The organism is Vibrio ziniensis, from assembly GCF_011064285.1.
In the GTDB taxonomy this organism is placed as follows: domain Bacteria; phylum Pseudomonadota; class Gammaproteobacteria; order Enterobacterales; family Vibrionaceae; genus Vibrio; species Vibrio ziniensis.
The window spans coordinates 1252521-1279386 of the sequence record NZ_CP049332.1; the positions used below are offsets into that span (position 1 = coordinate 1252521).

At 41.5% G+C, this 26866-nt stretch carries 25 protein-coding genes; 8 read left to right on the plus strand and 17 right to left on the minus strand.

Features of this window, described 5'->3' with window-relative positions; all coding sequences use genetic code 11:
- The first annotated feature begins 191 nt into the window (after positions 1-191).
- Entirely contained in the window at positions 192-380 is a 189-nt protein-coding gene (locus tag G5S32_RS20620; protein WP_165314012.1) for a hypothetical protein, read from the plus strand.
- A 39-nt stretch (positions 381-419) separates the two neighbouring features.
- On the opposite strand, the gene G5S32_RS20625 is transcribed toward G5S32_RS20620, so the two are convergent.
- Positions 420-893 (minus strand): RNA-binding S4 domain-containing protein, encoded by a 474-nt coding sequence (locus tag G5S32_RS20625; RefSeq protein ID WP_165314013.1) that lies wholly within the window; start codon positions 891-893, stop codon positions 420-422.
- Positions 894-1008: 115 nt separating this feature from the next.
- Between G5S32_RS20625 and G5S32_RS20630 the strand changes: the two genes are divergently transcribed.
- Both G5S32_RS20630 and G5S32_RS20635 read left to right on the plus strand, forming a co-directional pair.
- A complete protein-coding gene (locus tag G5S32_RS20630; RefSeq protein ID WP_246201140.1) occupies positions 1009-1803 on the plus strand; it encodes a substrate-binding periplasmic protein in 795 nt (264 codons plus the stop codon).
- A gap of 130 nt (positions 1804-1933) precedes the next feature.
- Positions 1934-2527, plus strand: coding sequence for a response regulator transcription factor (locus G5S32_RS20635; RefSeq protein ID WP_165314014.1), 594 nt, complete (start codon positions 1934-1936; stop codon positions 2525-2527).
- Here the strand turns inward: G5S32_RS20635 and G5S32_RS20640 are convergent.
- The 7 genes from G5S32_RS20640 to G5S32_RS20670 form a co-directional block, all read right to left on the minus strand.
- A complete protein-coding gene (locus G5S32_RS20640) occupies positions 2524-3423 on the minus strand; it encodes a LysR family transcriptional regulator (protein WP_165314015.1) in 900 nt (299 codons plus the stop codon). The two genes, G5S32_RS20635 and G5S32_RS20640, sit on opposite strands and share 4 nt — an antisense overlap.
- Positions 3424-3439: 16 nt before the next feature.
- The gene (locus G5S32_RS20645; RefSeq protein ID WP_165314016.1) at positions 3440-5089 is read right to left on the minus strand and encodes a response regulator; all 1650 of its coding nucleotides are present in this window, start codon (positions 5087-5089) and stop codon (positions 3440-3442) included.
- 47 nt (positions 5090-5136) lie between these two features.
- The gene (locus G5S32_RS20650) at positions 5137-6450 is read right to left on the minus strand and encodes a GGDEF domain-containing protein (protein WP_246201141.1); all 1314 of its coding nucleotides are present in this window, start codon (positions 6448-6450) and stop codon (positions 5137-5139) included.
- A 52-nt stretch (positions 6451-6502) separates the two neighbouring features.
- Positions 6503-7111, minus strand: coding sequence for a response regulator transcription factor (locus G5S32_RS20655; RefSeq protein ID WP_165314017.1), 609 nt, complete (start codon positions 7109-7111; stop codon positions 6503-6505).
- A 14-nt stretch (positions 7112-7125) separates the two neighbouring features.
- On the minus strand, positions 7126-8283 hold the full coding sequence (locus tag G5S32_RS20660) for an EAL domain-containing response regulator (protein ID WP_165314018.1): 1158 nt from the start codon (positions 8281-8283) through the stop codon (positions 7126-7128).
- The gene (locus G5S32_RS20665) at positions 8273-11953 is read right to left on the minus strand and encodes an ATP-binding protein (protein ID WP_165314019.1); all 3681 of its coding nucleotides are present in this window, start codon (positions 11951-11953) and stop codon (positions 8273-8275) included. Before G5S32_RS20665 ends, G5S32_RS20660 begins: the two co-directional genes overlap by 11 nt.
- 338 nt (positions 11954-12291) lie before the next feature.
- Positions 12292-12903: a glutathione S-transferase family protein gene (locus G5S32_RS20670; protein ID WP_165314020.1), complete on the minus strand. Its 612-nt coding sequence runs from the start codon at positions 12901-12903 to the stop codon at positions 12292-12294.
- A 107-nt stretch (positions 12904-13010) separates the two neighbouring features.
- Between G5S32_RS20670 and G5S32_RS20675 the strand changes: the two genes are divergently transcribed.
- Entirely contained in the window at positions 13011-13586 is a 576-nt protein-coding gene (locus tag G5S32_RS20675; protein WP_165314021.1) for a TetR/AcrR family transcriptional regulator, read from the plus strand.
- An 84-nt stretch (positions 13587-13670) separates the two neighbouring features.
- On the opposite strand, the gene G5S32_RS20680 is transcribed toward G5S32_RS20675, so the two are convergent.
- The 6 genes from G5S32_RS20680 to G5S32_RS20705 form a co-directional block, all read right to left on the minus strand.
- Positions 13671-15299 (minus strand): ABC transporter ATP-binding protein, encoded by a 1629-nt coding sequence (locus G5S32_RS20680; RefSeq protein ID WP_165314022.1) that lies wholly within the window; start codon positions 15297-15299, stop codon positions 13671-13673.
- Entirely contained in the window at positions 15300-16349 is a 1050-nt protein-coding gene (locus G5S32_RS20685) for an ABC transporter permease (RefSeq protein WP_425509214.1), read from the minus strand. It abuts the gene before it with no gap.
- Positions 16350-16351: 2 nt separating this feature from the next.
- Positions 16352-17440: a microcin C ABC transporter permease YejB gene (locus tag G5S32_RS20690; protein WP_165314023.1), complete on the minus strand. Its 1089-nt coding sequence runs from the start codon at positions 17438-17440 to the stop codon at positions 16352-16354.
- A gap of 8 nt (positions 17441-17448) precedes the next feature.
- Positions 17449-19266 (minus strand): extracellular solute-binding protein, encoded by a 1818-nt coding sequence (locus G5S32_RS20695; protein WP_165314024.1) that lies wholly within the window; start codon positions 19264-19266, stop codon positions 17449-17451.
- Between the two features lie 220 nt (positions 19267-19486).
- The gene (locus tag G5S32_RS20700; RefSeq protein WP_165314025.1) at positions 19487-20005 is read right to left on the minus strand and encodes an NUDIX hydrolase; all 519 of its coding nucleotides are present in this window, start codon (positions 20003-20005) and stop codon (positions 19487-19489) included.
- Between the two features lie 220 nt (positions 20006-20225).
- Positions 20226-21158: an exopolyphosphatase gene (locus G5S32_RS20705; protein ID WP_165314026.1), complete on the minus strand. Its 933-nt coding sequence runs from the start codon at positions 21156-21158 to the stop codon at positions 20226-20228.
- Positions 21159-21472: 314 nt separating this feature from the next.
- Here G5S32_RS20705 and G5S32_RS20710 point away from each other — a divergent pair, with 314 nt between their 5' ends.
- The gene (locus G5S32_RS20710; RefSeq protein ID WP_165314027.1) at positions 21473-21733 is read left to right on the plus strand and encodes a putative hemolysin; all 261 of its coding nucleotides are present in this window, start codon (positions 21473-21475) and stop codon (positions 21731-21733) included.
- Positions 21734-21828: 95 nt separating this feature from the next.
- Here the strand turns inward: G5S32_RS20710 and G5S32_RS20715 are convergent, their stop codons facing one another.
- Positions 21829-22800, minus strand: coding sequence for a glutathione S-transferase family protein (locus tag G5S32_RS20715; RefSeq protein WP_165314028.1), 972 nt, complete (start codon positions 22798-22800; stop codon positions 21829-21831).
- A gap of 362 nt (positions 22801-23162) precedes the next feature.
- Here G5S32_RS20715 and G5S32_RS20720 point away from each other — a divergent pair, with 362 nt between their 5' ends.
- On the plus strand, positions 23163-23951 hold the full coding sequence (locus tag G5S32_RS20720; RefSeq protein ID WP_165314029.1) for a siderophore-interacting protein: 789 nt from the start codon (positions 23163-23165) through the stop codon (positions 23949-23951).
- 111 nt (positions 23952-24062) lie between these two features.
- On the opposite strand, the gene phnR is transcribed toward G5S32_RS20720, so the two are convergent.
- Both phnR and yjjG read right to left on the minus strand, forming a co-directional pair.
- Complete coding sequence (gene phnR / locus G5S32_RS20725; RefSeq protein WP_165314030.1) at positions 24063-24767, minus strand: phosphonate utilization transcriptional regulator PhnR; 705 nt, start codon at positions 24765-24767, stop codon at positions 24063-24065.
- A gap of 52 nt (positions 24768-24819) precedes the next feature.
- Entirely contained in the window at positions 24820-25494 is a 675-nt protein-coding gene (gene yjjG, locus G5S32_RS20730) for a pyrimidine 5'-nucleotidase (RefSeq protein WP_165314031.1), read from the minus strand.
- Positions 25495-25594: 100 nt separating this feature from the next.
- Between yjjG and G5S32_RS20735 the strand changes: the two genes are divergently transcribed.
- Both G5S32_RS20735 and G5S32_RS20740 read left to right on the plus strand, forming a co-directional pair.
- Positions 25595-26512: a LysR family transcriptional regulator gene (locus tag G5S32_RS20735; RefSeq protein WP_165314032.1), complete on the plus strand. Its 918-nt coding sequence runs from the start codon at positions 25595-25597 to the stop codon at positions 26510-26512.
- 120 nt (positions 26513-26632) lie between these two features.
- Positions 26633-26866 carry a hypothetical protein gene (locus G5S32_RS20740; RefSeq protein ID WP_165314033.1) on the plus strand — a complete coding sequence of 78 codons (234 nt, stop codon included), beginning with the start codon at positions 26633-26635 and terminating at the stop codon, positions 26864-26866.

Here is a 26866-nt window from a genome sequence, read left to right on the forward strand (position 1 = left end):
AACGTAATGAATTTTATTCATATTTTCATTTTTGAGAAAAAAGGTTAAATTTTTTACAGTTCATTAATTGATATCCGTGATACGTAAACTGGTTAATTCAAAGATCAACATAATACGACATAGCCATATGTGGTCTACAATTGTGGTGAGAAACGGTCTCATGTCACTCACCGTTATATAGGAGGTGCTAGATGAACATTCGTGAAAGCATTGACGCACTAGAGCAACAAATATACATCGCTTGCTCAGAAGGAGACTACGAAACAGTTAATATGCTTGAAGCGCAGCTGGAAAGATTGCGTGGTAAAGCAGAACACCCTTTCGATGAGGATCCCTACTCCTTAGAAGGTCGACCTTTTTTCGATGACGACTGGAGTTAAGAAAATGGGGAGCATAAGCTCCCCATTATCCGATTTGTTTTAGAAGAATTTAATCGAACCTCTACCACCGATTTTTTCATCTGGTTTCGTTTCTTCTTCCATCTTTTTAGGCTTAGCCTTTATCTCAGGCTTGTTTTTAGTCTTAGCCACTTCAGGTTTTGTCTTTTTCTTCTTTTCCTGCTTATTTTTAATCGCCTTTTCAGGCTGAAGCTTAACAGGTTTAGCTTTTACTTCAGCTTCTGTTGGCGGTGCATCGCATATCACCAAATAGAATTCTTGGTTAAACTCTATCAAATCACCATCGTATAACTTTCTGCGTTTACGAGTTTCGATTTCACCGTTAACAGCAACATAGCCTTCAGTAATCGCGTATTTTGCCTCACCACCACCACTAACAGCATCAGCAATCTTCAAAACTTTATAAAGCTCAATGGGTTGGCTATCAACCTCAACACCAACGGCCTCTATTTCGATTTCATCTTCGTCTTGGAAATCGGACCCAAATTCATTCATTTCACATATCCAGTAAAATTTTTTGTGCAGTTTAGCGTTTTACTCTTTGTTTATAAACCGAAACTCATTTATAAAAATAAACTAGCATTGAACGTTTGGAAAAGGATGACTATAAATGCGCACAGTCTGGGCAGCTATGCTGAGTGTATTAATATACGTGCCATGGAGTTACGGAAAAACTATATCCGTTGAAATATTAACTGATGAGTCATATCCACCTTATACCTATGCTGTAGATGGCGAAGCTGTCGGTATCTATCCAGACATAGTCCATGCCATCGATCAAAAGCTTGTAGACTTCGAAATTTCTATTCGCCCTGTACCTTGGAAACGCGGACTTAAACTGATTGAATCTGGACGCAGTTTCGCTTTGATGCCTCCCTATTTTCATCCCGAAAGCCGAGATTACATATCTCCTTATTCTCATCCGATGCTAAATGAAGAAGTTGTCGTATTTTGTGATAATGACATCATCAATCAAGCTACACGTAAAATTTGGCCAGAGGATTTCTACGGTTTAACTATTGGAATCAATTCTGGCTTCAATATTGGTGGATCTGACTTCTGGCAAGCTTCAGATAATGGCAAATTGTCTATCTCTGAAGCAAAAGGAAATCAACTTAACCTTATTAAAATGCGTAGTCACAGAATTGACTGCTACGTAAATGACAGAATATCTATTCTTTGGGAAACAAAACGCTTACTTGATGAAGAAACTTTGTTGAAACCACTGACCTTTAGTATCGCCACCCACATAAACACCGAGTCTGGATACTTAGCTTATAGTAATGTTAATGAAGCGAATTACCCCTATAAAGAGCAATTTGTTCGGGAATTCGATTCTGCACTTATCGAGCTACAAAACTCAGGAACAATAGAAAAAATTATTCAAAATTACATCGGAGAATAACCCACTACAAACCACTTAGTTTCCTACTTGGAAATACCCCTTTTCCACACCTTCTGTAAGAAAAACCCTATAGTAGTTCCATGAGTTAACGCTTTAAGTTAACGCTTTAAGAATAAATAGGGTATACAACATGACAGCGAATACTAGAACAGCACTAATTATTGATAGTTTCCCAATGGTACAACAAGCAATGCAACAGATGCTTCATACAAACCATAACTTCGAGAAAGTGCTATTAGCGAGCGATGCGTTTACCGCGGCTTCAGCATTAAGACAATATGATATCGACTTAATCATTTTAGATATTCAGTTGGCTGGTTTTGATGGTTTAGATTTCCTACGTCGCATGAGAGCGAAACAGTTCGCAGGTAAGATACTGTTCGTATCAAGTAATGAGCACGGTATGTATTCAAACGCAGCGAAGAAAATGGGCGCGAATGGTTATGTATTAAAAACAGAAAACACTGAGATTATTCAAGACGCTATTTCAAGTGTATTACGCGGCTACAATGTCTTTAAGCATAACAGCGACAATGAGTTCTCTGCGCTGTCTAAACGTGAAACAATTGTTTACAACTATCTTGTAAAAGGTTTCACCAACAAACGTATTTCTGAATTGCTATCAATCAGCACGAAAACGGTAAGCACTTATAAGAGCCGAATTTTGAACAAATGTAACGTTGATTCAATCATTGAACTGGTACAACTTAAAGAATCTGCTTAAGAAACAGAGAACTGCTCGATTTTCTTTTTAAGAATATCCGAAAGCAACATGTGCAAGGGATTGCTTTTGTTACTTGCCTTCATCACTGATACCAATGAGTAATTATCTGCTTCCTGATAGATCTCAGGTAACACCCGAAAACAGAATCGTTCGTCCGAAACATCAAACAACTGAACAATAGAAAACCCGTCAATTTCCTCAATTGTGTTCAACATACAAATCAAATTATCGACATAAGCGTAGGTATTCAGTTCATGACCAGCCTGCACACTGATTTCCTGAAGAAAAATTTTAATATCGTGTCGCCCACGGGCTGCCATCGCGACAAACGGTAAGTCAAGGATCTGGTCATCGGTGAGATCGGCTAATCTTGCAGGCAAAATAACCCCATGCTTTAACATTTTAATCCGCTTCTGATAAATAGACTTGCTCAGCATCGGGTTAAAATAATTGACGCCCATATCTATAGAGCCGTTGGCTATGTCTTGAGTAGTGTGGTTGTCGTACGTTAAGAGAGAGATCATTGCCTTAGGGAAGGTTGTTTTTAGTTCTAACAACAATTGCGCACCAAACTGTATGTGCATTACTGGAATGATTGCTATCGTTATATCACCTTCATAGTTGGCACAATCGATAGTATTTTTTGCCAACGCAGTCTGAATGGTATTTAGGCCATCAATTAGAGTAGGAATGATTTCTTCAGTAAAAGACGTCGGTTCGAAACCTTGACTGTCACGAACAAACAATGGGTCGTCAAGTTGCTCGCGCAGTTTAGAAAGGTGTTTGCTGACCGCACTTTCAGTAACGCCTAATGCTCGCCCAACCAGCTTTAAATTTCTGTGTTTGTACAATAAAACAAATGTTTGCAGTAAGTTGTAATCCAGATTACTAGCCATAATTTTGATTGTTTCCCTAGCATACATTGGCAAAACGGCGATTAAATGCCTGTTTCGCTGCATCACTTTTCTTCTTTGCCACCAATCTATCACTCTTATTGAGGATTGGCGAATCCATCAAAATTTTTTCACATTCAAAGATAAGTTCTCTAACCTGATTGGATGCTAACCCTTTGGGAAACGCTTTTTCCATTGCGGACAGCATGGATAGAGCAGCATGATGGCAACCGTCTCTTTGTTGAAAATATTGAAATGCAACGTTGGCTCCATCAACACTGTTATCTCGAATTGTCTGATTGATAGTGCTCAACATATTTTCAATCTCTTGTGTTGCGAGCATACACTCATGTTCCAACACTCGTCTTTGCGCCAATAAAAATAGATGATTCCAGTCGGTTTGATTTTCATCCCATTTCGGTAAACGGCTAATAACCCACTGGCATAATTCTGGCTGCTGCGCAAGTAACGCTAACTTGGCACAATATAATGCGGTCGCTTTAGAGCGCTGCTCCAACTTGTAAATACTGTGTGATAAACGAGCTAGAAAGCGCTTATTATTGCCTGCTATATATTCCAAATGAGCATGAAACAATTCATTTAGAACATGATACTCATCATCCGTTTCAGCACATTTTATTTTCTTCATTTCTTGTTTGGTCGCAGATATAACTCGCAGAACATCATCTTGTTTTGGCTGAGTACTAAGAAGCAAATTACGTATCACATTTACATGAATGTCGTTTGTTTCCCTATGAGTTCGATAAGCCGACAAGCGATAAGATGAGAATTGCTGGAACGATTTCTTATATTGGAGATGAATTTCGCTTAGATTGGCGTAACAATAAAGTCTGTCCATGCTTGTCGACTTAATCAAAGAGCGATCTATTTCCAGTAGGGCTTTACCTACCTCTCCTTTGATTAGGCACAGTTTACTCTTTAGCTCATGTACCAAAGCACTTCTGTCTATATTCGCTTTATCCCACTCGTTATAAAGCCGATTCGCCTCGTCATAATCTTTATTTAAGATGCAGGCATTCAACAGGCCGGCCATTACCCAAGATGATTTAGAGTGTGTATATAGGTCCGCGTAAACCAACTTCCCTTGATAAAAGTAGCCGCATTGAATCAGTGTTTCGGCATACAGACGTTTGACATAGGGGGTATATTTTGAATGTGTTTTTTCTGCATCAACAAAAGTGCTTTCAATTTTCTCTATATCTGAATCTTTAGGCAATTCATACAACTCTTTCAAAGCATGCTTACGAGCAACCGCTCTGAGAATTCGGTTTTTCACTACTGTCGCGGTATAAGGCTTAATGATGTATTCATCCGGCTCTAACTCAACAATCGCTTTTACCGTTTCTAGCTGTTTTTCCCCAGTCAGCATAATAAATGCGCACCAAGGTGGAATAAGCCCCAAATGACATATCTCTTCGTAGATTTGTTTACCATTTAAATCGTCACCAAAATTGTAATCGCATATGATCACATCCATCTGTTCTTCATTCAATTTCTTAAACAGTGACTTGGAATCTTTGGCAGTAAACACGCGAACTGAAGAGAACCCCATATCCCTGAGTAATCTCTTCATGTCGGTAAGAATGAGCGGAGAATCATCGGCAACCAATACTTTTGCGTTAGCGATGATTTGAGGTCCAAACTGCATATGAGTGAAGGTAATCTCTTCTTAACGGTTGTCTATTTGAGGTAAAGTTATTCTTGTTTATCTTTATACAGATTTTCATCTGCACGACGAATAACGGATTCTACTGGCTCATTTTCCATCATTTCTGCAACACCAACGGATACACCTACACTTAATGCGTATGGCGAAAATGTGGTTCCGCCCACAGACTCTTTTAGTCGATACGCAAGCCTTAAAGCGTTATCTCGTTTGCAACCCGGAAGCACCGCAAGAAACTCATCACCGCCAGAGCGAATCAAATAGTCTGTATCACGAAACACTTCTTTCATTGCATTTGCAATTTGCTTGATGGCTTCATCGCCCACATGGTGACCATAGGTATCATTAATGGTCTTTAACTTGTTACCATCGATAGCCAGTATGCTTGCACCCTTTTCTTTTATAGCACTTTTGAAATCATCACTTTCTAGGGCGTTGCGGTTTAGAAGACCTGTCATCTGATCTTGTACAATGCTGCTTTCAGCTTCACTGAGTTTAATTTTATTCAGATCTAGCTCTTTGAATCGGAACAAAATGAATCCGCTCGCTATCCAAATAACAAAAAAGAAAACCAACGTCTTATAAATAATTGATAGTACTGGAATTTTGTACACATATACTGTCGAGTTGTCAGCAACATAGTCGATGTTGTACGCAAACTTACCGTCCATCGAACTTTTTCCATAAATAACTTCGTAGAAGGTCACCCCACTGATCACTTTCTTCTCAACATGTACATCAGCAACACCATCAAAGCGCGACATGAACATATCGATGTTCACATCACCGACAATAATATTCTGGAAATAGATTGGGCTTGATACGGTAATAAAGACTTCACCAGCCTCATTTTTATATGGGTCTGAAATCAAGATTCGGTCAGACAGTCTTCTTTCCGGAGCTTCAAGCGCACAGTTGCGACGACCTAAACATTGCTCAATCTCGATATTGGCATCTTTCTTATCAACCGATGTCAACGAGCTGGTGTATGAACGGTAATACATGACATCTTGTTGAGGCAGGATAGTCGGCATCTCTTTCACTAACTGATGAAACTCATTTTCAATCGCAATATCGATGTTAGTGAGTTCATTGATGTCATTGAAGCGATAGAAACCGCTGTCTTGGTTTTCCAGTAGATCTTTGTTCCCTCCTTCAATGGCGTCGTACTTACTCACTTCACTTTCAAGAATTTTGCTGGTAAAGAAGAGTATTTGGTTGTACTGCGCCATTGTTTTTGAGAATTTTTCAAACTCCAATTCGCGTGCATTAATATGGGAATCAACGTAAAAAACCATAGATATAACGTAAAGAATTAAGCTGACCATAAAACTAGTCAGCACAATTTCCTTGATATTTTTTCTCGTTTTCATCGGCATATTTTGTGTTTTAGAGTTAGATAATGTTCTTGTTGATGCTCATCAGTTCAACAATCGACTTCACATTATACTTCTCAAGAATACGAGATTTGTACGTACTGATTGTTTTTGGGCTGAGAGAGAGAATGCTTGCGATCTCTTTATTACATTTACCATCAACTAGGTATGTAAATACAACAAGTTCTTGTTTAGACAACTGAACATCATTCGAGCCACTGTCTTTCATTAGCTTGTAAAAACTATAGCCGTTTAATATGCATTCAACCGCATCATTTAAAATATTTAAGTCTTCTGACTTACAAACGTAACCGTCAGCGCCTAGTTTATACGCCGTTTCAGAGTACAGACGACTATCATTTGCTGAAATAAACAGAGATTTACCCGTAAATCCGTGAGATTTGATACGGCGAAGTAATTCAAAACCATCCGATTTCACTAGGTTCACATCTAGGATCAAGAAATCGATTTGTTCTTTTTGAATTAGTTTCTGTGCTTTAATTGGATCTTGTTCAACAATGATCGTTTCGAATCGTCCGCCTTTATCCAATAGTTGTTTAATTGCAGCACAAACTAGTGGGTGATCGTCGACAACAAGACAAGTTAAAGAAGTATTTGTTTGAATCATTACAGTTAGCCTCGTTAAGCCATTAATTTATATTCAATTGGTTGGGGTCTTCCGGTGAAATAACCTTGGCAAAGATCTATCCCCATACTCTGTAAATGCGTCCACGTTTCATTGTCTTCGACTCCTTCAGCCACAAGACGCATATCTAGCTGCTTCGCCATCGAAACAACTAGTGAAAGAATCGCGCTTTTCCGTTTATCGCGATGACAAGACGTAATAAGCGCCCTGTCGATTTTCATTTCAGTAAAAGGCAAATCCGCTAGTTTAATTAGCGAAGAATATCCCGCACCGAAATCATCAATAGCTAGCTCGACATCGTTAAGACGCAAGCGAGCGAAATTTTCAAACATGGTTGGATTGTGTTTGTACACTTCCATTTCCGTCATTTCGATGATCAAGTTTGCTGGTTCAAAGTTGTAGCGTTCACAATACTCCAAAACTTGGAATGCAAAGTTTGAATCATCAAAATTGGCCAAAGCCGCATTGACCGAAATAGAACCTGTGAGCGGTCCACTACGGTAGTCTTCAAGGGCTTGTTCCAATACATAGAAGAACAAACGTACATGCCATTGTTCTTTATCGATAATAGGTAAAAAAGCCGATGGATTGAGATACCCATATTGAGGGTGATCCCAACGAATAAGCACTTCATTTCCACTCTGTGTCTCATTAGTAAATCGACACTGTGGCTGATAGAAGTTCACTAATCGCTTGGAATTAAATGCCACATCCAAATCTGAACGTAAGAACTCAATAACTTTGTTACTGACCTTAGGTTTTGGATTCGCTATCGTCACTGCGTTAAGTACCGATGCTAAGTCCGTATTCGAGATAGGCTTCGTCTGTGACGAAATCACGCCTAGCCCAAGCTGACGACACATCATTTCCGCCAATGCGATAATGCTCTTATCATGGCCACTTAATAAACACAGTTTGCCTTCGTATCCCAGTTGATTAAGTGCGTTTAAAAACGTCAACCCATCTTCTTCTGGCATAGAGAGATCACAGAACACAAGGTCAAAGTCTTGCTGTTCGCAAATCTCCAACCCATTCTTGCTGCTTTGTGCAACACGGACTTCGGTAATACCGAATGTCTGAAGTTGAATCTTCAACGTAATACACTGGATTGGGTCGTCATCCACAATCAGCACGCTATGAATTCTATGCGGCATTCGTTTCTATCCACGCTTTTGTCTGGTCGATACTGATAGAGATATCCGCTATCAACTTTTCGAATAAATGTTCAATGTTCCCATCAAGATTTTGCATGCCGTTTTCAAGGTCTAATGCACGTTGATGGACATTCGTTTCACCGACCGTACCCGCACCACCTTTTATACGGTGAGCAATCTCTTTAACTGCCTTACGGTCATCTTTGCTGTCTATCAGTAACGCCAAATCTTTTTCCATCGTATCGACATACACTTGAGACAAAATTTGCGCATCAGCAGCATCGTATTTCTCAAGCCACATTTCGCTCTCCGGCTCTGCGCTAGAGAGATATTGGGCAAGCAGCTTATACATACGATTAATGCCATAAGGCTTGTACAACATGCTGTCGAAGCCAGAGTCCAACGCTTTCTCATTGGCTACTCGTGAATCTTCGGCAGTACAGCCAATCAGTGTTATATGGCTAAGTTCCGGTTGCATGCGCACACGATTCACCAATTCATATCCGTCCATCACTGGCATGTGACAATCCGTGATCAGAAGGTCGTACTCCATAGGTTTTGCTTGCAGCAGTTCCAATGCGATCAATCCGTTATCGACGATATCCATTTCGACACCGAGCTCAGCTAACTGCTGTTTAAACACCAACTGGTTAATTGGGTTGTCTTCTGCCACTAACACTTTACCGTTCAACGCAGCGCGCATATCTTCTTCATCTGATACGGTCATTTTTTCATTACCTACTACTGCATCGAATAACAAATCAGGAAAGAAAGGTGTTGAGTTAACGTATACACAACGACCATTTCGGCTTCTGAATACATCGAGGTCTTTTTTAATGACGATGTTGTGTTGGTACGCGCATGTACTGTCGTCAAAGTTACCTTCGTCATAAATATCGATGTTGGTAAGTGAGCAGCTGTTGTTGCTGTTACTTGTCCAGAAATTAATCCAGCTTTTGATTAAGGGATCTGTGCCGTGGTATGTCGCGCACACTACCTTATGAGAACTCTCATACGTTCGAACCAACTCATGCGGAATAGTGAACGAGACTGTCGTACCTAGGTTAGGTTCACTGTCAATGCTGATTTTTCCGCCCATAACAGTGATCAAGTTATGTACGATAGCTAAACCTAAGCCTGTTCCTCCAAATCGACGAGCAATCGTACTATCAGCTTGGAAGAACGGGTTAAATACACCCTTAATGACATCTTTGCTCATACCGACGCCAGTATCGGTCACCGATACGTAAACTTGTTTTTCATCCAGCGCAATATCAACCGTGATTTTGCCTACGTCAGTAAACTTGATAGCGTTAGATAACAAGTTATTGATGATTTGGCTGAAACGTAAAGCATCAATCTTGACCACTTTTACAGGTGTTGGTTGCCAGTTGACTTCGAACTGCAGCTCTTTTTTCTGAGCTGAAGCACAGTGAACTCGCAGTAATTCACCCGCTTCACGCAACAAGTGACATTCACCGAGATCCAGTTCTAGCTGCTGTGCTTCAAGTTTTGAGAAATCCAGAATGTCATTCACTAATAGATGCAGATGGCGCGTAGAAGTAATGATGTTGTTGATCATCATCAGCGTATCTTCGTCATCAGTACGAATTTTCAGCATTTCAAGCAGGCCAGCCATACCCGCAATTGGAGTACGAAGCTCATGGCTCATACTTGCCAAGAAACGTTCACGAGCTTGCACGGCTTGCTGCGCAGTTTCGTTAGCTGCGCGCAGAGCACGTTCTTGCTCTTTTTGCTCCGACACATCGTTCACTACTGTCAATACAAACTCATCAGCACTGCTTGGCCCACTAATACGGGTTCTGAAATAGTCGATGGTCTGCAAACCAGCGCTACAAGTCTGAACGTCTACGTCACGCTGAATCGTTTCTCCAAGGTCAAGAACGCGTGAGAGCTCCTCGCCATTCTCGATTACCATATGGTCTGGACGAACTTTTTGAGCAAGGGTACAACTTTTACATTTACCGCTTTCAACACCGCAACAGTTGCTCAATAGCAGCTTGTGGTTAGCATCGTGAATAAAAATCTGGTTCGGCAGACCATTGATAATGTTCTGTAAGAAACGCAGATCATTTTGAGTTCTTTGCGCTTCTTTCTCATTGAGGGATACCTTCAACTGAAAGTTTTTCTTCCAGAGATAGAATATGAACACAAGCAAAATGATAATGCCCGCGAGGATAGATAAACCTACCATTACGAAACTTTTGTCATAGCCATACACAATATTAAATTGCGTATAACCATTCTGCAGACGATGGACTTCTTTAGGGTTTATCGTCGATGCAACGCCATCGATCAAATCACTAATGTGACGATCATCCTCTCTAACGGTAATCGCGACATCAATTTCTTTGTAAGAGTGACGCTTAATCTGCAACTTATCGTCATCATCATTAGCGACAAGATAATCGAGAATATCCTCTCGCACATACGCCTGACGTAGTTTGCCGTTTTTTAAATCTTCTATTAGCTGTTTTATGCTCATGTAAGTGATTGAGCTTTCGCCAAATAGACGATTCTTTATGCTTTGATAGGGGCCTGTATCGTCAAACAATACGCCTTCTTTTGCATTTCTGTTGTACGCAATCCCCTTATAACTCACGGCGAAATATTTCACGGAAGCCAGAGGATTAGACACCGCAGTCCAATCAAGATCGTGTGAATCCATAAGTACGGCTGGCACAAAATCGATAGATTTCTTCTCTAGCTGCCCTAAAGGTGTTTCACCGTCTTTTAAAGGAATGTATTGGAATCGAATAGAAGTACGCGTTTCGATTAACTTAAGTAAGTCCGGAAGAAAACCCGCCACTTCGCCACTGGTGTCACGATAAAACAGAGGATAAGAGTCATCCCATACGGTATAACGAATCTCAGGGTTACCCGCATTCGCTGCAGCGGCACGTGCCTCATCAATTTTGTGGTACAGATTATCCGAATGAATACCTGATATTTTCGCTTCTTGGTTCAGAATCAGATTGATGTTTTGTAGCAGTAACTGACTATTTTTTTGTGCGACAATGCGAATGTTCTCAGTGCCAAACCAGTCTGGAATTTCAATGCGACCAACCGTTTGAGTCGACGAGTTAACACAAGCCAACAGAGAAACATAGTTATCTAAAACCGCATCGGCTAAGCCAGAATTCACTTGATTTATAGCATCAGCAAAGCTTTGTGCTTCATAAATATTAGGCAGTCCGCGCAATACTAATTTTTTGCAATAAATAGAGTCTTTAACACACACCCATTTCATTGAATTAGGTGAGACATGCATTAAGTTCTTATTTCTATACCAAATGGCAATTGAGCTTTTATATAAAGAAGAACTATAGATATAGTTGGAATCGCTATTATCAGAAACGCCAACCGCCAAATCGACATCATTATTATCTATAGCTTTGTGCAAAGAAGAAATTGTCGGATAAACATCATACTCAACTTCCACATTTAATTTTTTCGCCAAACTATCCACATAGTCTGTTTCGATATCGTAAGTTGGGTCATGATATACGTGATTATCAAGCGTACGCGAAAGCAATGCCACTTTAATTTTAGTCGGCATTGTATTCGTTCTGTCACTTGGTGCTGACAACGCGTAGGTATTAACAAACAAGCTTATTGCAGCAATAAATAATAGGAATAAACGACTCACAATTTACTCATACATATCAAAAATAGGATGTAAGAATAAAAAATATGGGACTAATGTCAAATAGAGAGCAGAGGTAAAAATATTTTATCTTATTGAAATTTATAAATATTTCATGTTTTTGTAAGCGCAGTCTGACAATATTATCAGATGTAATCCGCCAGTTTAGGCTGTAATTTATGGCTAGTATGAGTAAATATTCTTATAGATGATTACAACAAGGTAGGAATAATGCGTTAATTTAACCTAAGCCTCCTTTTTATTATTCCGAACAAATAACACACACTTTCATTCGGAATTTAAGCAATATCAAGGAGGCCAATATTAATCAGTTATGCAACTTATTGAAAAGCTGGGCGTTGAGATAAATCCTTGAACCAACGAGCAATATTTGGATACTGACTTAACACTTCAATTTGCAGTGCTTTTTCCGCAAATCCTACAAATATGAACGCAGTGATATCAGCAATCGTTAGTGCCTCAGTCACAATGTAAGGTTTGCCCGTTAATTGCTGTTCCAATTGTGGTAAAAAGCTTTCAACACGACGCTTACTTTCAATACCCCACTCTTCTACGCAAGTCTCACGATCTTTATACACGCCAGAAATATTACGGAATGCTTGGAAACCCGCGAACAAACCTTGGAATTCAACCACGCGGTTCCACATCTCAACTTGAGCTGTTTCTAAATGTGTTTCACCGAAAAGATTTTTTCTGTTTGGTGTTGCTTCATGGAAGTAGCGGCAGATAGCAACACTTTCACAGATAGTGACACCACAATCTAGCTCAAGCATAGGAACTTTGCCGTTTACGCTTTTTTGTTTGAATTCGTCTGTTAAGTTTTCACCTTCACGAACGTTGACTTGAACGCGTTCAACATCAACACCTAACTCCTTGAGGAAAATAGAAACTCGGCGAGAACTTGGGGTTGGGGCAAATTCGTATAATTTCATTGTTGTTCCTTTTATTTTGGCTTTATCTAACCGAACGTTTAGGTTAGACTTTATGCGTTTTCTAAACGATCAGTCAAGAATTAATTATTGCAAATGAGACTAGCGATATGGCGAGAAAAAGTAACTTTGATAGAGATGAAAAGCTTGTTCAAGCAATGAAGCTATTCTGGCAGAAAGGCTACGGAAATACTGCGATCTCTGACCTGATCGATACACTGCAAATCAATCGTTTCAGCCTTTACAACGCTTTTGGAGACAAACAAAACCTCTACTACGAAGCTTTGGAAAAATACCTCACAAAAGTCTCTTTTCCCGCCCTATCATCACTGGAAAATGAACATGCTTCCCTTGAAGAACTTGAACAGTTTCTAAAGCAATTTGCCGAGCTGCAAAGACTGAACAACTGTGGCTGCTTTATGCAAAACGCGCTCGTGGAGCATGCTGGCACCGATGACACCGTATTACAGAAAGGTCATTTCCTGTTTGATCATTTGATTAGCATCATTTCAAATGCCATTGCTCGTGCGCAACGCCAGAATAAGCTGCGTGCAAGTCACGACTCACATGCTTTGGCGCAACTGATCCTCACACAAATGCAAGGCATGCGCGTGCTTGGAAAAGCTAAGCGTATTGAAGATTTGGATTCAGCTTTAACTACCTTACTTCTGTTGATTAAAAGCTAAGCTTTGCTGATTAAAACCTAATCTTTGTCGGTTAAGATCTAAAACTGCTGATTAAAGTTAAATAAAAAGCGGATTAAAGCCTATTTAGAATGAAGACAGGTTTACCAGCTCTTGAGTGTAAGGATGCGAAGGCTTGTTGAACAAAGCCTGAGTTTCACCCTGCTCTACGATTTCACCTTGTTTCATCACAATGGTGTAATGGCAAATCGATTTCACCACGTTTAAATCGTGACTAATAAACAAATAGGTTAAGCCATACTTCTCTTGCAAAGATTTAAGCAAATCCAGCACCTGAGCTTGAACTGTTCGGTCGAGCGAAGAGGTAGGCTCATCAAGCAAAATAAATTCTGGTTTTAATACCAGAGCCCTCGCAATAGCAATACGCTGTCTCTGCCCACCTGAAAACTCGTTTGGATAGCGATGGCGAGTCTCAGGGTCAAGGTCAACTTCTTTCATCACATCGCAAATCAGCTGATCTATGGTTTGTTCGTCGTGTTCAAAATGCACTCTCAAACCTTCACCAATCACTTGTGCCACCGACATACGCGGATTCAACGCAGAGAATGGATCTTGAAATACCACCTGCATACGACTTCGATAAGGCAACATGCTTTTTCTGTCTAATCCTTGTAGCTCTGCACCTTGATAGCGGATAGAACCTTGTGACTCGACCAGTTTCAGAATCGCCATACCTGTTGTGGACTTACCTGAACCACTTTCTCCAACCAAACCAATAGAATGCCCTTTTCTCAAATCGAACTTCATATTGGCTACCGCTTTTACGTGAGAAACGGTTTTTCTCAGTAAGCCACCCTTGATTGGAAACCATACTTTCAATGCATCCGTTGACAGCAAACTCGGGCTGTTTTCAGCCACACTAACGGGTAAACCACGCGGATCTGATTCGATAAGCTGTTTGGTATATGGGTGCTTGGGTGAGGAAAAGAGCGTCTTACACTCTTCAATCTCCACCAACTTACCGTGCTGCATAACCGCCACTCGGTCTGCGATACGTCTTACAATGCTCAAGTCATGAGTAATAAACAGCATTGCCATACCAAGCTCTTGCTGCAACGCCTTTAGCAAATCCAGTATCTGTGCCTGCACCGACACATCAAGAGCTGTAGTAGGCTCATCGGCAATAAGAAGCTCAGGCTCGTTAATCAGCGCCATCGCAATCATCACTCTTTGTCGCTCGCCTCCGGAAAGCTCATGGGGATAAGCATTGATTTTCTGCTGAGGATGACGAATACCCACCTTTTCAAGCCAGCTTATCGCTAATTCTTCCGCTTTTTTCTGTCTTATTCCACGGTGAATCGCCAGTGTTTCCACCAGCTGCTTACCTATCTTATGTAACGGATTGAGAGACACCATCGGCTCTTGGAAAATCATACCAATCCGCCCGCCACGAATACCTCGCAATTGGCGCTCAGAGCAGTTAAGCGTGTCCAAACCCGCAAACTGGATTTTGCCTTGTAGATAATGGGCTGAACCTTTAGGCAACAGTTTCAAAATTGCATTTGCAGTGACCGATTTACCTGAACCACTTTCACCCACCAGCGCCAAGGTCTCACCTTTTTTGATAGTAAATGACACTTGTTCGGTAACTTTCTCAATGCTGTCACTACGTCCAAATCCAACTGAGAGGTTTTCGATTTTTAGCAGGTTTTCGGCTTTCAACAGATTTTCGGCTTTTAACGAATGTTCGCTCATCTAACCTCTCCTTTGCATATTCGGGTCAAAAGCATCACGTACCGCTTCGCCAATGAAAACTAGTAACGTCAGCATCATCGAAAGCACCACAAATGCTGATATACCTAACCATGGCGCTTGTAAGTTTGCTTTGCCCTGCGCGAGTAACTCACCGAGAGAAGGCGAACCTGCAGGCAAACCAAACCCTAAGAAATCAAGGGAAGTTAAGGTAGTCACTGAACCAGAGAGAATAAACGGCATCATGGTTAATGAAGCAACCATAGCGTTTGGTAGCATGTGGCGCAGCATAATACGAGAATCACTCACGCCCATTGCTTGTGCGGCGCGAACATAGTCAAAGTTTCTGCAACGCAAAAACTCGGCTCGCACAACACCCACCAGACTCATCCAACTAAATAGCACCATAATACCCAGCAACCACCAGAAATTTGGTTCTACAAAACTCGATAAAATGATGAGCAGAAACAAAGTTGGCAAACCAGACCATACTTCAATAAAACGCTGCCCGATCAAATCTAACCAACCGCCATAATAGCCCTGCGTTGCTCCCACAATCACACCAATGAATGACGATACAATAGTGAGCACAAAGCCAAACAACACAGAAATACGGAAACCATAGATGATGCGAGCCAGCACATCGCGACCTTTATCGTCCGTACCCAGCCAGTTCACCGAGTCCGGAGCAGACGGCACTGAACCTTGAATATTGAAGTTGATGGTGTCGTAACTAAAGCGGATGAGTGGCCAAATGATGTAGCCTTTCTCTTCTATTAATTCCACCACGTATGGGTCGGTGTAGTCAGCTTCAGTTTCAAACTCACCGCCAAATTTCGTCTCTGAATAAGCATTGGAAACAGGGAAAAGCCACTGGCTATCGTATGAGATAAACAGTGGCTTATCGTTAGCGATCATTTCAGCAAACAAGCTGGCGATAAACAGCAGTGAAAATATCCATAGCGACCAGAATCCACGGCGGTTCGCTTTAAATCGCTGCCATCTCGCTACATGCAGCGGATTTACGGGTTTCTTTTTTACTAATGCTAACACAATCAGCGCGCCTCAAAATCAATGCGCGGATCAACCCACGTATAGGTGAGATCCGAAATAATACCGAGCAGTAACCCAAGCAGAGTCATGATATAGAGTGAGCTGAACACCACCGGATAGTCTCGTTGAATAGTGGATTCAAAGCCCAATAAACCAATACCTTCAAGCGAGAACATCACTTCAATCAACATCGACCCAGTGAAGAAAATACTGATAAACGCACTGGGAAAGCCCGCGATGATGATCAACATGGCATTACGAAACACATGCTTATAAAGAATGCTTCCCTCGTCGAGCCCCTTTGCTCGCGCCGTTACCACATATTGCTTGTTTATCTCATCCAGAAACGAGTTTTTAGTCAGCATGCTCAATGTGGCAAATCCACCTATCACCATTGCGCAGGTTGGCAACGCCAAATGCCAGAAATAGTCGATGACCTGTTGATACCAAGTCAGACTATCGAAGTTGTCCGAAACCAGTCTGCGTAACGGGAACCAACTAAAGTAATTGCCACTAGCGAATAGTATGATAAGAATGATGGCGAACAAAAATCCAGGGATGGCATAACCCACAATCACCAGCGCGCTCGACCAAATATCAAAGCGTGAGCCGTGGTGAATCGCTTTCATTATGCCTAAGGGGATAGAAATCAGATAAATGATTAACGTACTCCACAGCCCCAATGAAATGGAGACCGGAAGTCTGTCGACTATCAAATCAATCACGTTTCCGCCACGGAAAAGGCTCTCACCGAAGTTAAACGTGACATAGTTTTTCAGCATATCGAAGTATCGAACGTGTAGCGGCTTATCAAACCCAAACTGGCGTTTAATCGCTTCAACTACCTCTGGATCTAATCCACGTGAACCCTTGTAGCCACCACTGCTGCCGTTGTCAGCTTTGGATAAATCGACTTCCTGACCACCGCCAGAAAAGCGCTCCATCACACCGGATGTCTGCCCTTCAAGCTGTGCAATCGCTTGTTCAACAGGACCACCCGGTGCGATTTGGATGATAAAGAAGTTTATGGTGATGATTGCCCACAGCGTTGGAATAACCAACAGCAGACGACGGAAAATATACGCAGCCATATACCCTCTTAACGACGCTTCTCAGGCAATTTTTCAGCTTTCTGTTGCGAAATCCACCACGTATCCAAACCCAAATCGTATTTCGGCATCACACTTGGGCGCTCGAATTTATCCCACATCGCAACGCGGTACAGGCTCGAATGCCATTGTGGAATGATGTAGAAGTTCCACTGCAAGATTCGATCGAGAGCACGCCCTAAACTTAATAGCTTTTTCGGCTGCTCCTGATTTTTCGAAATCTGCAGCGTCAAATCGTCAATAACCGGATCCATCACTCCAGCAGTGTTATAGGTCGAATCAATGTAGTTTGAGTTCCATACAATCATCAGATTGGAACTAGGGAATGGGTTTGCAAAGAAGGAAGAGGAAACCATATCAAAATCACGGTCACGTAATCGCTTGATATATTGAGTGTTATCAACAGTTCTAATCTTCATGTCGATACCCATCAATTTCAGGTTCTTTTGTACAGGAATCGCAATACGTTCAGTAGTTGGGTTATAAATCAACAGTTCAAACGTCATTGGTTCGCCCGTCGCAACATTCACCATGACTTTGTCTTTCAGCTCCCAACCAGCGTTTTTCAGCAGCGCAAAGGCGGTTCTCATTTGCGTGCGGATACGGCCGCTGCCATCTGTCACTGGCGGTTGGTACTCTTCTGTGAATACGCGAGGTGGGATCGCTTGCTTAATTGGATTAAGAATGGCTAGCTCTTCTTCGCTAGGCAAACCTTTCGCTTCATAATCGGTGTTTTGGAAATAACTGCGAGTACGAGAATATTGGCTGTAGAACATATTCTTGTTCATCCACTCAAAATCCATCGCATAATTCAGTGCTTCACGGACTCGCACATCTTGGAATACTGATCTTTGAGTGTTGAAGACAAAACCTTGCGTACTCGCTGGCGCATTGTGTTCGATTTCTTCTTTCTTGATAAAGCCATTATCGAAGTTAACGCCAGTGTAAGATGTCGCCCAGAACTTCGCTTGGCTCTCCTGACGTAAATCAAACTCACCTGCCTTGAATGCTTCCAGCATCACCGTATCATCTCGATAATAGTCGTACTGCACTTGCTTGAAGTTATTGCGCCCAACATTCACAGGCAGATCTTTTGCCCAGTAGTTGTCATCCAATTGGTAAGTCACACTCTGACCCATTTTGTAATCAGATATCTTATAGGGACCACTGCCAATCGGAGGCTCACTTAGCGGTTCAGCGAAGTTTTTATCCTTCCAAAAATGTTCTGGCAATACGCGAGTACCTTGAGCAAAACCAAACAGTTTTTCTCGGTTAGGCTCAGACATTTCAATTCGTACTGTCAGCGGTGCAATTGCCTTAACGGATTTGATCTCTTTGTAATAAACGCGATATTGGGGAACGCCTTCTGTCATAAACTTATTGAAGGTGAATTCAACATCCGCAGCAGTAATAGGTTTGCCATCTTGGAAACGAGCTTTGGGGTTGATGTCTAGCTCTAGCCAAGTGTAATCATCAGAATATCGGACTTTTTCAGTGATGAGTGGATAGTAGGAGTCAATTTCGTCAGTGGGTGAATACATCAGTGAATCATAGAGCTCTCCGCTATCCATTGCCGGAACACCACGTGAAGCATAACGGTTAAAGTTATCGTACGTACCTACCTGACCATAGGTGACTTTACCGTATTTAGGAGCATCCGGATTGACGTAATCAAAATGAGTAAAACCTTGCGGGTATTTCGCTTCCCCAAAACCAACCAAACTGGTGGTTTCTATAACATCAGCCATGGAAATCTGGCTAAGTGTGGCTAACACAACACCTAAAGCAACTGGCTTGATATTCCCCATTCTGCAAATCCTTTTACTGATCAAATTCCGCTATTTATAAAAACTGAATTATGGCTAAGTCGTATAGCTAGAACGCAAGGCAGCCACATTACCGGATATTATTAATAATTCAGTCACTTGGATAAGTATAGAGAAGTTTTCACAGAACGAAACCGCAAAAGTTACAGCGTTTTGCAAGAAATCACTGAAATTTGCGGTTAGGTAGATTTGCATCTCAGAGTTACAACATTTCCTGCGCAATCAAACGTAGCAAATAGGTTTCGCGTTCAATGCTCATCCCCTTCTTAGGGCTTTCAAGTATGGTTTTTTCATTGTGAGCAATGGCTTCATGAATGTTGATCCAACGAGGCTCCATGCCATTGCGTATTTCATAATCTTCAAATTGAGTCTTGCCCAGCTCGCGATCAATTTTGCAGGTGTAGCAGTAAGAAATCATATGCATCACATCAAAATCGTCTTTGTTCCAAGGACGAAACTCTTCGTAGATTCCATAAGGTTTGATGGAATGAATATTTTGTGCGCCTGTTTCTTCTTCCAGTTCACGCACCAAACCTGCAAGCACATTTTCCCCGTCATCTAAACCACCGCCAGGGAGCGTGTAATCGTGATATCGCTCGGTGTACAACATCAAAATGTCTTCACCATCAATGACGATCGCTCGGGTTGCTTTACGTTGGAGAACGGAATACTGGCTAAGGCGTTCCACATCTGGATGCACAGCCGTTTGCAAATGTCTCATAGCGTATAAATACCTTGTTCCATCTATTTCTTGGCGCGGATGGTAGCATAAAAAAAGCCCCGCTAAACGGGGCAAATTACATGGATAACAGTTACATGGATGTTCGCTAATGAACATCCGTTACTTTTCTATCAGTTAGTTATCTTTCAGTTACGAATCTGTCACTTACCGATACATGGGTAAAAAGAACATCAACGAAATTGAGATTAGAGATATCTCATTAGCCGTCTGCAGTAATTTTCTTAATCAGCTCTTGTTCAACTTGTGAGGCAAGATCAACCGATATCTGACAAGTACCAGCAGCGTGATGACCGCCACCACCATACTGAAGCATCAGTTCACCCACATTGGTTTTGGAGCTGCGATCAAAAATCGATTTACCGGTAGCGAAAACAATATTCTGTTTTTGGAATCCCCACATTTTATGAATCGAAATATTGCACTGCGGATATAACGCATAAATGATGAAACGATTACCCGCATAGATAACCTCTTCGCCCGTTAAATCCAAAACCACCAGATTTTTATACACAGTGCCACACTTCATAACCTGCTCTTTGAACATATTTTCATGCTCGCGATAGAGCTCAATACGCTCCTTCACATCGGGCAAATCTAAAATTTGTTCAATAGTGTGATTACCGCAATAGTCGATAAGATCCATCATTAAGTTGTAGTTGGAGATTCTGAAATCACGAAAACGCCCCAACCCAGTGCGAGCGTCCATCAAAAAATTAAGTAGGTTCCAACCTGTCGAATCCAACACTTCGTCGCGCGTAAATTGAGCGGAGTCACCCTTGTCTACCGCCTCCATCATTTCCAACCAAGCTTCAGGAAACACATCTAAACCACCATAGTAATCCCATACCACTCTCGCGGCAGATGGCGCATCAGGGTCAATGATGTGATTCAGTCTAGGCTCAGTATTACGAATCGTCTCAGAGAGGTGGTGGTCAAATATCAGAAAGGCATCTGCAACATAGGGCAAGTTGGTAGTGATATCGTTTTCTGTTATGTCTATTTTTCCGTCTTGCATATCTTTGGGATGCACAAATTTAATGTCATCAATCAAGTTAAGTTTTTTGAGCAGAACCGCGCATACTAGCCCGTCAAAGTCACTTCGCGTGACAAGCCGATACTTTTTCTCCGTCATTAGCTAATCCCCTAAATTTTTATACCAGTCATCCTTCCCCTAGTGCTTTCACCACTATTGATGCTCAACTCAAGAAAGCACTATGCCTTAATTTTAGACAGCATCATTTTTTTAACAAACTTAAGACAATGGTTTTTAAAAAAATATTCTACAATTTCCATATAGCGTAATAACTTGACGTAAATTATCAGCATCAAATCAGAAAGCTGTTGGCATGTTTTTCTCAATAACTTGAGTAAACGAAGCCTGAATAAGCGAACCAAACGTTAAGTAAAAGAATTTAAAACAAACTCAATAGCCCATGGAGATACCCAATGAAAAAACACAGTATCGTGATTTCAGCGTTAATAGGTAGTGCCCTACTCGTTGGCTGCTCGAACGAACCAGATGAATACGATGTGAAAGAGTATGAAGCAACCACTAGCCCAGCCTCACTCTACTGTGTACAGCAAGGTGGCACACTTACCATGTTCACAGAGAACAAAAAGCGCATAACATACTGTGTTCTTTCCGAAGACGAGAAGTATGAACAATGGGAATACTACGAAAATCGCCAAGATAAAGACAAACAGTAACCACCACCCTTTATCTTTTTATCGGACATTATCGATTAGTGGATTGATATCCAAATCAGAAATAGAGAAAAGGCAGCCTAAGCTGCCTTTTCGTTTTAGTGACTTACTGAACGAAGTAGATCATCAATATGCTTGGGTCCAATCGGTTTTATACCCGCAGGGTTTAGATCTTTAATTGAGTAATAACCCGTGGTGATATGGTCCATGTTGACCGTTTCAATCACCCCTGGTAATCGCAAAATTCGCTCCATATAAGCAGACAAATTCTTATAATCGGCAATGCGTTTAAGGTTTGTTTTGAATAAACCATGGTATGCCGCATCAAAACGGATCAGAGTAACGAAAGTTCTCACGTCTGTTTCTGTCAGTTGATTACCCACCAAGTACTGTTTACCTTCCAGACGTTGTTCTAGTTCATCCAGCATGGAGAAAACTTCTGTCACAGCTTCCAGATAAGATTCCTGCGATTGCGTGAAACCCGCTTTATAAACACCGTTGTTCAGTAGGTCATATATACGAGGATTGAGCTCATCAATTTCACTTGCGTATTGTTTAGGGTACAGACGAACATTTGATGGCACCAAGTGTTCAAATGCAGTGTCAAACATACGTAATATGTCGGCACTTTCGTTATTCACCATCATGTTCTGTTTCATGTCCCACAAGACAGGGACAGTTGCACGCCCCGTAAACAATGAATCCGCGCGAGTATAAATCTCATGCAAATAGTTTGAGTTGAACAGCGGATCAAAATCAGAGCCTGCGTATTGTACAAAACTCCAACCTTGGTTAGTCATCACAGGGTTCACCACAGTAACATCAATGTATTCATCAAGACCTTTTAGTTTGCGAGCCATCAGTGTTCGTGAAGCCCAAGGACAAATGAAAGCGACGTATAAACGGTAGCGACCCGCTTCCGCTTTAAAACCACCCGTACCTGTTGGACCAGCGCTGCCGTCTGGCGTAATCCAGTTACGAAAACTGGATACTTGGCGAACAAAACGTCCTTTCTCGTCAGCTTTCTGCATGGCTTTCCAATCTTTTGTCCATTTACCTTCAACTAACATGGCAACCCCTTATCTGAATCGGCTTAAACGAGCTAATGTGCTCATTTCTAAATCTGAACTCAGTATGATTACCGTCAACAATTTGAACAACGGTGTATTTAATGAGAAATAATCAACATTTTGTTTATAAAATAATTACTCTGAGTACATGAAATTTGCTAAACACCCGAATCCTTAAAATTTGCTGTTAGAACAATACTTAATTTGCGCCCAAAAACTGTGCTTTTTATTTTCACAATAAACGCCACACCTGGATGTAAATTTTCGTAAACGACAACTATTATCATTGATGGGTTGATTTTTTGGGGCTAAAGTAGCGTCGAAATCATTAATATATTGTTACAAGTACGAAAGAAGTTACTATGCAGAAAAATCAAAATAAAAGAAGCGCTTATCCATTAACGGTTATTAGCACCGAACAAGTTTCACCCAGCATTCAAAGAATTACATTACAAGGCGATGCGATTGCCCACTTCGGTAAACAAAGCGAAGGCGATTACATTAAACTGCTTTTCTCACCAGAAGGCTCAACTCACATCGCGGATTTAGAAGAAGGTGCAAGACCATTAATGCGCACCTATACGATTCGTGAATTTGATGAACAGAACAACAGCATTGTGGTGGATTTCGTTCGCCACATTACTCAAGATCCGACGTCTGGTTTTGCAGCACGTTGGTCAGTAAATGCAAAAGCTGGCGATACCATTTCGATTGCTGGGCCAGGTCAAGGTCAATCCATTAATCCAAACTCAGATTGGGTGTTCCTAGCAGCAGATATGACTTCACTGCCCGCTCTGGCAGTGACTCTTGCAAACCTAAACGAAAAGTCACGCGGTTACGCTGTTATTGAAGTAAACGAACATGAAGATGTGCAGACACTTCAAGCGCCAGAAGGTGTAAAGGTCATTTGGGCTATTGCGGAATACGGTGACAAGCTCGTTGAGCTAGTTAAGGCACAAGCTTGGCTAGACGGTCAATGTGCTGTTTGGTGTGCGTGTGAGTTTGATTCGATGAAAGCTCTACGCCAGTACTTCCGTAACGACAAAGAAATAGACAGAGATTTCATCTATATCAGCAGTTACTGGAAAAACGGCGTCACTGAAGATGGTCATAAAGTTATTAAGCGACAAGACGCCGAAGCACAACACTGAGCGCTACTCAAATACCAATAAAGAAAACCGAAAAAGAATATAAAAATGATAAAAACAGCCCGCTCACTGCAGGCTGTTTTTTTGTCTGGTTAAATGTTGTCTGGAGAACTGTTATCTAGAGAAATGAGCCACCGCCTCAATATTGATTGCATCGTGTCGCCAGTATTCTATATCACAACAAATCGCCTCACCTTTTGCGTTTAAATTAACCCTTTCAACGACCATAGTTGGAGTGCCATCAGTGGCACGAAGTGCTTGTGCGGTTTCATTCACCAATGAGCTTGTCGATATACGGTAACGCACAGATTGGTATTGGGTCGCGTAATGCTCTTTATAGATATCCGTTAACGATTGTGACAAATCGTGTGACAAGAGATCTGGAAAAAGGTCAGGTCGAATATAGTGAGTAACAAACACCACGGGTCTTGAATCTAGGTAGCGAACTCGGTCAACACGATAGATATCAGTGAATGGTTTTAATGCCAGCAACGAGGTTGCTTGCTTATTGGCAATCATCGCTTTCGCTGAGATCAGTTCGGTGTTTGGAATACGGTTTTGCTCACTCGCCATCTTATTGAAGCTAAGACTTTGTGTTGGGTCATAGCGCAAAGGCGCTGGCGAAATAAACCACCCTCGACGGTCTTCACGAAACACGCGCCCTTCTGCTTCAAGCAAAGATAACGCTTCACGCAAAGTGACTCGAGTCGTATCAAAAGATTCAGCCAGTTTTCGCTCCGAAGGTAGCTTCTGCCTCGGAGATAACATGCCAGCTTCAATTTGCTCGACGATAGCATCTTTAATTTTCACGTATTGCACAGTATCCCTTACACCTAAACCTATGTTTACACCCAATATCTTAGGGTGAAAGTTACGCTAACAAAATACTACGCAACTCATGCAAGGATTGCACTTCATAATGTGCATTAATGCCTTCTGGACGTTCATGTTGATGAACGTTCAACCAACAGGTTTCAATACCGAAATTTAAGCCACCAAGAATATCGGAATGAGGGTTATCACCTACCATCAATACACGCTCTTTACTCGGGTTACCCATTCTTTCCATCGCATGAAGGAAAATACCTGCATCAGGTTTAGCTACACCCACTTCTTCAGAAATCACCACTTGATCAAAGTAGTGAGTCATTCCCGTTCTTTCTAAACGAATTGCCTGAAGCTCAGTAAAGCCGTTAGTAATAATGCCAAGCTTCGCTTTGCCATTTAGTGCATCCATCAGCTCTTTTGCACCCGGCAGCAAAGTGCAGATGTCCGCCATCGCTTCCAAGAAAGCAGTGTTTAGCTCAGCTGTAGTAGTTCCCAGCTTTTCTGCCCAACCTATAAAACGGATGTGTTTCAGTTCTTCTGCAGTGATGTTGCCGTTTTGATAATCGACCCAAAGCGGTTTATTTACTTGCTGATATTGATGAAAATCTTGCTCAGTAAAGTTCACGCCTTTACGTTCAAACATCAATTGCATGCCTTTTAGTGCATCGAAATGGAACAAGGTCTCGTCAGCATCAAATAAAATCCAGTCGTACTTCATATCTGTCTCCTCAAAAGCTGACCCTAGTGTAGATTGTTTTCCATAAAATGATAATCTCTAGAAACGGAAACTTGTTGTTAATTTAGAGGCAACAATAAACATGGATAATACCTTCTCAAGCATCCCTATTTTTGTTGCTGTCGTGGAGTGCGGCAGTTTTTCACTCGCAGCTGAAAAATTAGGCGTCACTAAGTCAGCAATCAGTAAACGAGTGACACAGTTAGAAGATGATCTAGGCATACGTCTGCTTAATCGAACCACAAGAAAACTCAGTCTGACTGAAGCCGGTAAACGCTATTATGACCATGCATCTCAAGCACTTGCATTAGCACAACAAGGGATGGACGCTGTCACTGAACTGCAAGGTGAGCCTCAGGGTAAGCTGAAAATCACAGCCCCGATGTCATTCGGTGTGCTCTATATCGCCCCTATCATCGCTGAGTTTCTGGCCCAGTATCCAAAGGTAACGATCGATCTGCAACTGGAAGATCAAATGGTTGATTTAATCGAAGGCGAATTTGACTTAGCAATTCGCATCGGCAATTTGCCCATTTCTAACTTAGTTGCCAAACGTTTAGTGCAGTGTAAAAGCGTATTGTGCGCATCGCCTGATTACCTCAAAAAGCATGGTTCTCCGCAAAAGCCTTCTGATCTGATTGACCACAACTGTCTGGTTTACTCCTATTTTCGAGGAGGCAGTGAATGGACGTTTGAACAGCAGCACAACGAGTTTAAAGTCATCCCCAAAGGTAACTTTATCGTCAATAACAGCGAAGCCATTCGCCGCGCTTTAATCGAAGGCTTAGGCGTTGGTCAGTTACCAACATTTCTCGTCAGCAAAGACATTTTATCAGGCAAGTTGATTTCGATAATGACCGCCTACTCGCTACCTGAACACGCTATCTATGCGGTGTTTCCTGAACGTAAACATCTTCCTCACAAAGTAAGAGCGTTCATGGAATATGTAGCAGACAAACTTGGCAGATTGACGCCAATCTGGGACGAAGGTCTATTCTGAGTCACAACAATAAAGCCCGAGGAATAAAAAAGGCAAAATCACTGATTTAGCACAATAAACATCCAGCATTTACGACATATAAAACCAGTACTAACTGCTTGAGTATCAACTGGATGTGCTATGAAACACTTTTTGCCTTCTTCCGTCATGCTTGTACCGTTTGTGGTGAAACATTACCCAGAGAATGACGCCCTATCTGAATCTGAACCAGAAACTGAAATCGAACAAAATTTGAGCTGTGATCTATGCAACGATCCAGTCTCTGATCCTAAACTAGACTTATCTACCGATAACCAATTGAAAGCGAATAAAGGTCGCAAGGTTAGAAAAACTCCTGCTAAACACAAGGAATAA

Bases quoted from the DNA above. Each gene is read 5' to 3' on its own strand.
- G5S32_RS20620 (WP_165314012.1), top strand. From the start codon at position 192: ATGAACATTCGTGAAAGCATTGACGCACTAGAGCAACAAATATACATC.
- G5S32_RS20625 (WP_165314013.1), bottom strand. From the start codon at position 893: ATGAATGAATTTGGGTCCGATTTCCAAGACGAAGATGAAATCGAAATA.
- G5S32_RS20630 (WP_246201140.1), top strand. From the start codon at position 1,009: ATGCGCACAGTCTGGGCAGCTATGCTGAGTGTATTAATATACGTGCCA.
- G5S32_RS20635 (WP_165314014.1), top strand. From the start codon at position 1,934: ATGACAGCGAATACTAGAACAGCACTAATTATTGATAGTTTCCCAATG.
- G5S32_RS20640 (WP_165314015.1), bottom strand. From the start codon at position 3,423: ATGGCTAGTAATCTGGATTACAACTTACTGCAAACATTTGTTTTATTG.
- G5S32_RS20645 (WP_165314016.1), bottom strand. From the start codon at position 5,089: ATGCAGTTTGGACCTCAAATCATCGCTAACGCAAAAGTATTGGTTGCC.
- G5S32_RS20655 (WP_165314017.1), bottom strand. From the start codon at position 7,111: ATGATTCAAACAAATACTTCTTTAACTTGTCTTGTTGTCGACGATCAC.
- G5S32_RS20660 (WP_165314018.1), bottom strand. From the start codon at position 8,283: ATGCCGCATAGAATTCATAGCGTGCTGATTGTGGATGACGACCCAATC.
- G5S32_RS20670 (WP_165314020.1), bottom strand. From the start codon at position 12,903: ATGAAATTATACGAATTTGCCCCAACCCCAAGTTCTCGCCGAGTTTCT.
- G5S32_RS20675 (WP_165314021.1), top strand. From the start codon at position 13,011: ATGGCGAGAAAAAGTAACTTTGATAGAGATGAAAAGCTTGTTCAAGCA.
- G5S32_RS20680 (WP_165314022.1), bottom strand. From the start codon at position 15,299: ATGAGCGAACATTCGTTAAAAGCCGAAAATCTGTTGAAAGCCGAAAAC.
- G5S32_RS20690 (WP_165314023.1), bottom strand. From the start codon at position 17,440: ATGGCTGCGTATATTTTCCGTCGTCTGCTGTTGGTTATTCCAACGCTG.
- G5S32_RS20695 (WP_165314024.1), bottom strand. From the start codon at position 19,266: ATGGGGAATATCAAGCCAGTTGCTTTAGGTGTTGTGTTAGCCACACTT.
- G5S32_RS20700 (WP_165314025.1), bottom strand. From the start codon at position 20,005: ATGAGACATTTGCAAACGGCTGTGCATCCAGATGTGGAACGCCTTAGC.
- G5S32_RS20705 (WP_165314026.1), bottom strand. From the start codon at position 21,158: ATGACGGAGAAAAAGTATCGGCTTGTCACGCGAAGTGACTTTGACGGG.
- G5S32_RS20710 (WP_165314027.1), top strand. From the start codon at position 21,473: ATGAAAAAACACAGTATCGTGATTTCAGCGTTAATAGGTAGTGCCCTA.
- G5S32_RS20715 (WP_165314028.1), bottom strand. From the start codon at position 22,800: ATGTTAGTTGAAGGTAAATGGACAAAAGATTGGAAAGCCATGCAGAAA.
- G5S32_RS20720 (WP_165314029.1), top strand. From the start codon at position 23,163: ATGCAGAAAAATCAAAATAAAAGAAGCGCTTATCCATTAACGGTTATT.
- yjjG (WP_165314031.1), bottom strand. From the start codon at position 25,494: ATGAAGTACGACTGGATTTTATTTGATGCTGACGAGACCTTGTTCCAT.
- G5S32_RS20735 (WP_165314032.1), top strand. From the start codon at position 25,595: ATGGATAATACCTTCTCAAGCATCCCTATTTTTGTTGCTGTCGTGGAG.
- G5S32_RS20740 (WP_165314033.1), top strand. From the start codon at position 26,633: ATGAAACACTTTTTGCCTTCTTCCGTCATGCTTGTACCGTTTGTGGTG.